Annotated in this window: 2 protein-coding genes; one reads left to right on the top strand and one right to left on the bottom strand. The window is 72.9% G+C overall.

The window, feature by feature from the left end; all coding sequences use genetic code 11:
* Nucleotides 1-383 precede the first annotated feature (383 nt).
* The gene (locus JS521_RS35260; protein ID WP_205086930.1) at nt 384-1,424 is read left to right on the top strand and encodes an SCO7460 family lipoprotein; all 1,041 of its coding nucleotides are present in this window, start codon (nt 384-386) and stop codon (nt 1,422-1,424) included.
* A gap of 25 nt (nt 1,425-1,449) precedes the next feature.
* Here the strand turns inward: JS521_RS35260 and sigJ are convergent, their stop codons facing one another.
* On the bottom strand, nt 1,450-2,298 hold the full coding sequence (sigJ, locus tag JS521_RS35255) for an RNA polymerase sigma factor SigJ (RefSeq protein WP_205086931.1): 849 nt from the start codon (nt 2,296-2,298) through the stop codon (nt 1,450-1,452).
* Between the last annotated feature and the right edge of the window lie 119 nt (nt 2,299-2,417).

The raw sequence follows: 2,417 nt of genomic DNA, 5'->3' as shown, positions 1-2,417 counted from the left end.
GGTTCGGCGGGGGTGGGCGCGGCGGAGGCGGACGTCGGACCGGCGGCGGTCCAGGCTCCGAGTACCAGGAGCGCGGACAGACCGGTCCGCAGCAGGGTTGCGTGTCTCAAGGGAGTGACCCTTCCTGTTGTTCCAACGACGTGGGGGTGGAACGGGAGGCGTCCGGGAGCGCGATCCGATCGTGCCTTTTGAGAGCGCTCTCAGATGTGCCGTTCCCGGACTGTAGCGGAGTTCAAGAGTCAGGTCCATGCCAATGACAGGGCGTTCCAGAGGGGTTCGGGGCGCTGTGCGCACCGGGGTTGAGTAGGCGTACTCATCCGGCTTGCCGACACTGGCCCTACGGTCACAGGAACACCGGACAGCACCAGTACGAGGAGCCGACCATGGCCGGATCACGCCGCAGACAGTGGAGAACCGCGCTCACCGGCGTACTGGCGGGATCCCTGGCCCTCCTGGGCGCCGGGTGCGGGGTGGTCGGCACCGGGGACGACCGGCGGGCGGCGGAGGAGCTGGCCGAGAAGCACTTCCCGGGGCAGCTCAAGGCGATCGGGGCCCGCACGCTCTTCCCCGGTTCCGGCGGCTCGGAGGTCACCTTCGCGGTGACCGACGACCGCGACGCCGTGGTCCGGCTCCGCATCGACACGGACGAGGCGGACCGGGGCCTGTGCGACCGGAAGGAGTGCGCGGGCGTGCTGGCCCAGGCCGTGGAGCGCGGGCGGCAGCAGGCCGAGGACTTCCGTACGCTCAGGGGCGCCTTCGACGCCTGCGGTTACGAGGTCATCGCCCTGGGCCCGACCGGCACCCCGCCCTACGTGGTGGCCGAGCTGACGAACGCCACCGTGACGAAGGTGCTGGGCGAGATCGGGGAGTGCGTCCAGCGGTGGGTCACGGCGAGCGGGGCCGACAGCGCGTTGGGGAAGGCTCAGGCCTCGTACGTGAACGTGGTCTCCCCCGCCGTCGCCGACCGGCGCGACCGTGGCAAGGATTCCTGGCCGACGGTGATGCGGCTGACCCGGTCGGACCTGCTGGCCTCGCTCACCAAGCACGCCTATTTCTCGGCGAGTTACGAGATCGAGGCGGGCCGGGTCGACACGACGGGCAGCGCCCGGGTCGTCCGCCCGTTCCGGGAGAGGCAGGAGTTCGGCGACACCGTGCAGAACGCGGTGAAGGAGCGCCTGCGCCCCGCCTATCCCCGGGTGGTCGTGAGCGACTACCAGTGGATCTGGCGGCTGGAGCCGGGCCGGGTGGACCGGCAGACCGGCTACGTCCTGTTCTGCCCCGAGCCGGGGGTGCGCGGGCGGTGCGTCAACGCCGACGACGCGGCCCTGGTGACCACGGACGAGCGCGGCAATCCCGTGGGGAAGATCCGCCTCGTGCACGACGTCCGCGAGGGCACGGGGATGCTGCGGCTGCCGCCGTACTGAAGCCTCCGCCGGGGCACGCGGCTCTTCAGCCCTCCCGGGCCCACGGCCGCAGCTTCTCCGGGTTGCGCACCACCCAGATCCGGGCGACGCGGGCCTCGGCCACATCGAACGACGCGACGGTCACGACGACGCCGTCGTGTCGGGCCACCAGCCCCGGCTCACCGTTGACCGGGCACTCCAGCAGCTCCAGACCGGGCGCCTTGTCGGCGATGGCGACCATGTACTGGGCGATGCGCGAGCCGCCTTCGATCGGACGCAGGGCGGTTCCGACCAGGCCGCCGCCGTCGGCGGTCATCACGGCGGCCGGGTCAAGGAGTTCGACGAGGGCGGCGATGTCCTTGTTCTCCCACGCCTCCTTGACCCGCCGCACCGCGTCGGCCCGTCCGGCGGCCGGCTCCGGGGCCCGGGCGGCGCGCACCCGGCGCCGGGCGGAGGCGGCGAGCTGCTTGCAGGCGCCGGGGGTCCGGTCGAGGACGGCGGCGATCTCGGCGAAGGGGTAGCGGAAGACGTCGTGCAGGACGAACGACACCCGCTCGGGCGGCGTCATCGTCTCCAGGACGACGAGGAAGGCCATGGTCACCGACTCGTCCAGGATCATCTGGTCGACGGGGTCGGAGCCCTGGCCGTGGGCGCGTTCGGCGGGGCCGGGCAGCGGATCGGGCAGCCAGGCGCCGACGTAGCGCTCCCGCCGGGCCCGGGCCGAGCCGAGCACGTCCAGGCAGATCCGGCCGGTGACCGTCGTCAGCCAGGCGCCGGGGGACGCGATCCCGTTCCGCCGGCCGGGCGGCATCGCGTACCACCGGGTGTAGGCCTCCTGCACGGCGTCCTCTGACTCGGCCAGCGAACCGAGCAACCGGTAGGCGACGTTGATCAGTTGACGCCGCTCGCCGAACGCCCCGTCCCCGCACGTCCCGTCCCCGCACGTCCCGGTCGCTCCGGCCGGCCCGGCGGGCGGGGGTGCCCGCGGGGGAACAACGGTCCGGCGGTGGGGAG

It is taken from the genome of Streptomyces durocortorensis (genome assembly GCF_016901035.1).
GTDB classification, from domain to species: domain Bacteria; phylum Actinomycetota; class Actinomycetes; order Streptomycetales; family Streptomycetaceae; genus Streptomyces; species Streptomyces durocortorensis.
This window is presented reverse-complemented; position numbering and strand designations above follow the sequence as displayed.

Bases quoted from the DNA above. Each gene is read 5' to 3' on its own strand.
- JS521_RS35260 (WP_205086930.1), top strand. From the start codon at position 384: ATGGCCGGATCACGCCGCAGACAGTGGAGAACCGCGCTCACCGGCGTA.